Origin of the sequence: Actinosynnema sp. NPDC002837 (assembly GCF_040295345.1) — a bacterium.
Classification (GTDB): Bacteria; Actinomycetota; Actinomycetes; order Mycobacteriales; family Pseudonocardiaceae; genus Actinosynnema.
This window is the reverse complement of record NZ_JBEOVG010000064.1, coordinates 46,929-53,124: the sequence shown is the minus strand read 5'-3', so window position 1 is coordinate 53,124 and position 6,196 is coordinate 46,929. Positions and strand designations below refer to the sequence as shown.

Below are 6,196 nucleotides of genomic sequence, written 5' to 3'. Positions count from 1 at the left end.
GGAGTCGGGGGCCACCGGGCGTTTCATGGTCTGCGCTGTCCCGTCGGCGGACTCGACCACCACGCGAGGTCGCGTCGATCGTTCGCGCCTCCTTTTCCGGCGATCACGCTTTTCGATCGTCGGAAAACGAGGCGCGAGCGGTCGACTTCCAGGCGACCGAGCCGCCGTCTGCGGAGCAGCGGCAATTCAACTCCGCAGCATTTCGGCGACCAGGAAGGCCAGCTCCAGCGACTGCTGCGTGTTCAGCCGCGGGTCGCAGGCGGTCTCGTAGCGGCCGGCCAGGTCCAGGTCGGAGATCTCCTGCGCGCCGCCGAGGCACTCGGTGACGTCCTCGCCGGTCAGCTCGATGTGGATGCCGCCGGGGTGGGTGCCCAGGCGCCGGTGCACCTCGAAGAAGCCCTGCACCTCGTCGACGATCCGGTCGAAGTGCCGGGTCTTGTAGCCGGTGGACGCCTCGTGCGTGTTGCCGTGCATCGGGTCGCACTGCCAGATGACCTGGTGGCCGGAGGCGGTGACCTTCTCGACGATCGGGCCGAGCACGTCGCGCACCTTGCCGTTGCCCATGCGGCTGATCAGGGTCAGCCGGCCGGGCTGGTTGTGCGGGTCGAGCCGCTCGACGTACTCGACGGCCATCTCCGGCGTGGTCGTCGGGCCGATCTTCAACCCGATCGGGTTGGACAGCAGCTCGGCGAACGCGATGTGCGCGCCGTCCAGCTGCCTGGTCCGCTCGCCGATCCACAGGAAGTGCGACGACAGGTCGTACAGCCTGGGCTGCTCGCCGTTGGTGTCCAGGCGCAGCAACGCCCGCTCGTAGTCCAGCAGCAGCGCCTCGTGCGAGGCGAAGATCTCGGTGGTGTGCAGCGAGGAGTCGTTCACGCCGCACGCCGACATGAACCGCAGGCCGCGGTCGATCTCGCCGGCCAGCGCCTCGTACCGCTCGCCGGCGGGCGACTGGCGGACGAAGTCCTTGTTCCAGTCGTGCAGCCGGTGCAGGTCGGCCATGCCCGCGGTGGTCATGGCGCGCAGCAGGTTCATCGCCGCGCCCGCGTTGGCGTAGGCGCGGATCATCCGGGACGGGTCCGGCACGCGCGCCTCGGGCGTGGCGACCAGCGAGTTCACGATGTCACCGCGGTAGGACGGCAGGCCGAGCGCGTCGATGCCCGACGAGCGCGGCTTGGCGTACTGGCCCGCGATGCGACCGATCTTCACCACCGGCAGGCTCGCCCCGTAGGTGAGCACGACGGCCATCTGGAGCAGGGTCCGGACGTTCGCGCGGATGTGCGGCTCGGTGTTGTCCGCGAACGTCTCCGCGCAGTCGCCGCCCTGCAGCAGGAACGCCTCGCCGCGGGCGACCTCGGCCAGGTTGTCGCGCAGCCGGTCGATCTCGGCCGGCACGGTGATCGGCGGCACGCTCTCCAGCACGGCGCGCACCCGGCGCACCTGCTCGGCGTCCGGCCACTCCGGTTGCTGGGCGGCGGGGCGGCCCAGGGCGTCGTCGAGCCGGTCGCGCAGCTCGGGCGGGAGGGGCGGAAGCTCGGGAAGCGTGTCCACGGGCACGTCCACGGTCCAGTTCACACGTTAAAGATAGCTGTCCACATCGAGAGACGGACGCGGGTCCGACCTGTGCATTATGTGGACCATGTCGGACACCCGATCGGATGACAACACGGCGGCGAGGCTGCTGGCGACCGCGGTGGAGAACCTCCAGCGGGACTACCCGACGCACTGGTCGCACGTGGTGAGCGGCGACGGCGACCTGGTGCCCCAGCGGGTGCTGCACCCGATCTTCGCCGGTTCGTTCGACTGGCACTCGTGCGTGCATCAGACCTGGTTGGCGGTCCGCCTGCTGCGGTTGCGGCCCGAGGTCGAGGGTGCGGCACAGGCCCGTCGGGTGCTGGACTCGTTGATCACGGTGGAGCACGCGGAGGTCGAGGCGGCGTTCTTCGACGGGCCGAGCGGCGGGTTCTGGGAGCGCCCCTACGGGTGGGCGTGGCTGCTCGTGCTCGACGCCGAACTCCGCACCTGGGGCTCGCCGCTGGCGACGGCGCTGCGGCCGTTGAGCGAGGTGCTGCGTGACCGGTATCTCGCCAAAGTGGCCAACGCGCGGCTGCCCGTGCGGACCGGCACGCACGGCAACACGGCGTTCGCGACCGGGCTCGTGCTGGACGCGGCACGCGCGGTCGGTGACGAGGAGCTGGCCTCGGCGTGCGCGGAGGCGGCGTTGCGGTGGCACCGCGAGGACGTCGGGTACGGCGGGTTCGAGCCGGACGCGGCCGACTTCCTCTCGCCCGCGCTGACCGAGGCGGACCTGATGCGGCGGGTGCTGCCGGCCGACGGGTTCACCGCGTGGTTCGAGGCGTTCCTGCCGCACCTGGAGGACTCGCGCTGGAAGGTGCTGCGCGAGCCCGTGCCCGTGGACGACCCCGGTGACCCGTACGGCTCGCACCTGGTCGGGCTGGCGCTGTCGCGGGCGTGGCAGTGGCGGGCCGTCGCCGACGCGCTGCCGCCGGAGCACCGGTACGCCGACCTGGCCCGCACGGCGGCCGAGGCGCACCGGGAGACCGGCCTGCGGCTGGTGTTCGGGCACGGCTACTACGCCGAGCACTGGCTGGGCACGTTCGCCGCCTACCTGGACGTCGGCGCGTTCACGGATCGCTGAGGGACGCGGCGGCGTCCCGGCACCGGCGCTCTTCCAGCGGTCGGCGCATCGCCGCGAACCGCTCGGCCGCCTCCAGGAACAACGCCGACGCCTGCGTGCGGTGCCCTTGGGCGCGCCGGAGCTCGGCGCGCACCTCCCACAGCGCCGCCGTCCACGGGCCGCCCTGCCAGAGGCCGCTGATCCGCTCCGCCTCGGCCAGGTGCGGCCCGGCCCGGCTCGGGCTGCCCGCGTTCGCGCACGCCGTGGCCGCCGCGATCCGGAAGCCGATCGAGCACGGGTCGCACACGTGCGGCGCCTCGCCGAGCCACCGCTCCGCCTCGCGGATCGCGCCGAGCGCGCCGCCGAGGGTGCCCGCGGCGAGCACGCGGACCCCGTGCACCCGGATGACCAGGTGCGACGGTATGCGTGACGAGCGGGCCAGCGGCAGTGCCCGGTCGAGGTCGGCGCGGGCCGCCGCGCGGTCGCCGCGCCGGGCCTCGGCCTCGGCCCGCCGTTCCAGCGCGAGGCACTGGGCGGACACGCAGCCCGCGCGCTCGGCCTCGGCCAGGGACTCGCCCAGCGCGGCCACCGCGTCGTCGAGGCGCCCGGACAGCAGCGCGAACTCGCCCAGCAGCAGGTGCGCCAGCGCCTTGCCTCCCGCGGAACCCGCCCGTGACGCGATGGCGAGCAGGTCGCGGCCGAACGACTCCGCGCCGTCGTGCCCCTCCGGCCCGTACAGGTAGAACTCCTGCAAGCACAGGTGCGCGTCGTAGACCTCGGGACGGGGCGGCTGCCGCACCGCGTCGGCGAACTCCTCCCGGAACAGCCGGTGCCACGTGCCGCGGGCGTGCGCGACGAGGGCCAGCAGGGTCGAGGCCTCGCCCAGCTCGTGCCCGAGGTCGGCGTCCAGCGCCAGCACCCGCGCCTGCCTGGCGAGCCGTTCGGCTTCGGCGAGGTGACGTCTCCCGAACGCCACCAGGCCGTTGGCCAGCGCGACCGCCGCGCGCTGCGCGGGTGACGGCGGCTCGGCGGCGTCCAGGGTGAGCGCCGACTCGTACAGCGCGACGGTCTCCGCGTCCGGCCCGACCCCGATCCGCTCGCGCAGCGTGCGGCGCAGCCGGTCGAACTGGCGCAACGCCTCACCGCGGCGACCGGCGGCCAAGTGGCGGCGCATCACCGCGCGGTGCGCCTGCTCGTCGGTCTCGTCCAGCTCGAGCAGCCGTTCCCAGGCGCCGGCGGCCCTCAGCAGCGCGACGTACCGGCCCTCGACCTTCTCGTGCGGCTCCGCGACCCAGCCCTCGTAGCGGTCGTCGACGAGCAGGCCGCCGTGGTACTCGGCGGCGACGAGCGCGCACCGGCCGGCGTCCCCCGAGGCCAGCGCGGCGTCGGCGGCCCGTTCGAACCGGTCGAGGTCCACGTCCACGACACCACCGGGCCACAACGTCAGCAGCCGTCCCTCGCAGCGGACGGCGTCGGCACGTCCCAGCGCGCGCCGCGCGTAGTACACCGCCTTGCGCAGGTTCGCCCCGGCCGCGTCGGCCGGCAGGTCGGGCCACAGCCGGTCCATCACCTGCTCGCGGTGCAGCCGGTGGTCGGGCGCCACGGCCAGCAGCTTCACCACGTCGGCCGCGCGCCGGTTGCGCCACACGTCACCGGGGACGGGCCTGCCGTCGACGGTGACGGCGAACCTGCCCAGCACGCGCACCTGGCAGGTGGACGGCATGGCGGCACCCTACGTCCGGCCCGGCGGGACCGCCGTGGGAACGGTTTGGGAACGCCGCGACGCCTAGCGTGTCCCGATCCACTCCGAGTCTGGAGGACCCCATGTTGTTCATGGACGTGCACAACCACCTGCCCGAAGGCGCCGGTCCCCAGGACGTGGCCGAGGCGCACGCCGCCGACCTCCGCACCCAGGACCAGTACGGCGTCCGGTACCTCAACTACTGGGTCGACGAGCAGGACGGGAAGGTCTTCTGCCTGGTCGACGCGCCGGACGCGGAGACGGCGCACCGGGTCCACCGCGAGGCGCACGGCTTGGTGGCGGACGAGATCTACCCCGTTGTCCAGGGCTGAGACACGACGAGAGGTGACGAAGATGTCTGTGTTGGCGTCGAAGAGCTTCACGGAGCCGGAAGAGGTGCGGGAGTTCCCGCACGGTCACGTCGACCTGGTCACCGTCGGTGACACGACGGTCGGCAGAGCCGAGTTCGAGCCGGGTTGGAAGTGGTCGCGGGACGTGAGCCCCATCGCGGGCACCGCCTCGTGCCAGGCCGCCCACACCGGGTACGTCCTGTCCGGTCGGATCCACGTCGTCATGGACGACGGCGCCGAAGGCGAGGCCGGGCCGGGCGACGCGGTCATGGTCGAGCCCGGCCACGACGCGTGGGTCGTCGGCGACGAGCCGTGCGTGATGGTCGACTTCACGGGTCTGCGCGACTACGCGAAGAAGTGAGGGGCGCGGGAAACCGAGAGCGCCCTCGGACGCGGAGTCCGAGGGCGCTCGTCGTCGTCGATCGGCTCAGCCGAAGAAGACCTCGGCCTCGGCGTAGCGGTGCACCGGAACGGTCTTCAGCTCCGCCGTCGCCTCCGCCAGCTTCACCCGGACGATCTCCGTGCCGCGCAGCGCGACCATGACGCCGAAGTCGCCCTCGGCGACCGCGTCCACCGCGTGCAGGCCGAACCGGGTGGCGAGCACGCGGTCGTAGGCGGTGGGGATGCCGCCGCGCTGGACGTGGCCCAGCACGACCGCGCGGGACTCCTTGCCGGTCCGCTCGGCGATCTCCTCGGCCAGCCAGGTGCCGACGCCGCCCAGCCGGACGTGGCCGAACGCGTCCTTCTCACCGGAGTGCAGCACCTCGGCGCCGCCCTCGGGCATCGCGCCCTCGGCGACCACGATGATCGGGGCGAACTGGCGCTCGAAGCGCCGCTCCACCCACTCGACCACCTTGTCGACGCTGAACTGCTTCTCCGGCACCAGGATCACGTTCGCGCCGCCGGCCAGGCCCGAGTGCAGCGCGATCCAGCCCGCGTGGCGGCCCATGACCTCGACCACGAGCGCCCGGTGGTGCGACTCGGCCGTCGTGCGCAGCCGGTCGATCGCCTCGGTGGCGATGTGCACGGCGGTGTCGAAGCCGAACGTGTAGTCGGTCGCGCCCAGGTCGTTGTCGATGGTCTTCGGCACGCCCACGACGCCGATGCCGTCGTCGGTGAGCCGCTTCGCGACGCCGAGGGTGTCCTCGCCGCCGATGGCGATCAGCGCGTCGACCTTGTTCGCCGCGAGGGTCTCGCGGATGCGGTCGACCCCGCCGTCGATCTTGTACGGGTTGGTGCGCGACGAGCCGAGGATGGTGCCGCCCCTGGTGAGGATGTCCTCGACGTCATCGAGCCCGATCGGCTTGGTCAGGTTCTCCACGGGGCCCTGCCACCCGTTGCGGAACCCCAGGACGTCCCAGCCGTGGGCCTCGATGCCCTTGCGGACCACGCCGCGGATGACCGCGTTGAGGCCGGGGCAGTCGCCACCGCCGGTGAGCACACCAATGCGCATTTGCTTAGCCAATC

General features: G+C 72.8%; 6 protein-coding genes. 3 read left to right on the top strand and 3 right to left on the bottom strand.

Going from position 1 to position 6,196, the window contains the following annotated elements; translation table 11 throughout:
• Window positions 1–186: 186 nt before the first annotated feature.
• Window positions 187–1,575 (bottom strand): class II 3-deoxy-7-phosphoheptulonate synthase, encoded by a 1,389-nt coding sequence (locus tag ABTZ99_RS32075; RefSeq protein WP_498773693.1) that lies wholly within the window; start codon window positions 1,573–1,575, stop codon window positions 187–189.
• 64 nt (window positions 1,576–1,639) lie between these two features.
• Between ABTZ99_RS32075 and ABTZ99_RS32070 the strand changes: the two genes are divergently transcribed.
• On the top strand, window positions 1,640–2,659 hold the full coding sequence (locus ABTZ99_RS32070) for a DUF2891 domain-containing protein (protein WP_499616597.1): 1,020 nt from the start codon (window positions 1,640–1,642) through the stop codon (window positions 2,657–2,659).
• On the opposite strand, the gene ABTZ99_RS32065 is transcribed toward ABTZ99_RS32070, so the two are convergent.
• Window positions 2,646–4,361, bottom strand: a complete 1,716-nt coding sequence (locus ABTZ99_RS32065; protein ID WP_499616594.1) for an AfsR/SARP family transcriptional regulator — start codon at window positions 4,359–4,361, stop codon at window positions 2,646–2,648. The genes ABTZ99_RS32070 and ABTZ99_RS32065 overlap by 14 nt on opposite strands.
• A 101-nt stretch (window positions 4,362–4,462) precedes the next feature.
• On the opposite strand from ABTZ99_RS32065, the gene ABTZ99_RS32060 reads away from it, so the two are divergent.
• Window positions 4,463–4,711: a DUF4242 domain-containing protein gene (locus ABTZ99_RS32060; RefSeq protein ID WP_498773687.1), complete on the top strand. Its 249-nt coding sequence runs from the start codon at window positions 4,463–4,465 to the stop codon at window positions 4,709–4,711.
• A gap of 22 nt (window positions 4,712–4,733) precedes the next feature.
• Complete coding sequence (locus ABTZ99_RS32055) at window positions 4,734–5,090, top strand: cupin domain-containing protein (protein ID WP_498773685.1); 357 nt, start codon at window positions 4,734–4,736, stop codon at window positions 5,088–5,090.
• Between the two features lie 66 nt (window positions 5,091–5,156).
• Here the strand turns inward: ABTZ99_RS32055 and ABTZ99_RS32050 are convergent, their stop codons facing one another.
• Window positions 5,157–6,182, bottom strand: coding sequence for a 6-phosphofructokinase (locus ABTZ99_RS32050; RefSeq protein WP_498773683.1), 1,026 nt, complete (start codon window positions 6,180–6,182; stop codon window positions 5,157–5,159).
• Between the last annotated feature and the right edge of the window lie 14 nt (window positions 6,183–6,196).

Bases quoted from the DNA above. Each gene is read 5' to 3' on its own strand.
- ABTZ99_RS32070 (WP_499616597.1), top strand. From the start codon at position 1,640: ATGTCGGACACCCGATCGGATGACAACACGGCGGCGAGGCTGCTGGCG.
- ABTZ99_RS32065 (WP_499616594.1), bottom strand. From the start codon at position 4,361: ATGCCGTCCACCTGCCAGGTGCGCGTGCTGGGCAGGTTCGCCGTCACC.
- ABTZ99_RS32060 (WP_498773687.1), top strand. From the start codon at position 4,463: ATGTTGTTCATGGACGTGCACAACCACCTGCCCGAAGGCGCCGGTCCC.
- ABTZ99_RS32055 (WP_498773685.1), top strand. From the start codon at position 4,734: ATGTCTGTGTTGGCGTCGAAGAGCTTCACGGAGCCGGAAGAGGTGCGG.
- ABTZ99_RS32050 (WP_498773683.1), bottom strand. From the start codon at position 6,182: ATGCGCATTGGTGTGCTCACCGGCGGTGGCGACTGCCCCGGCCTCAAC.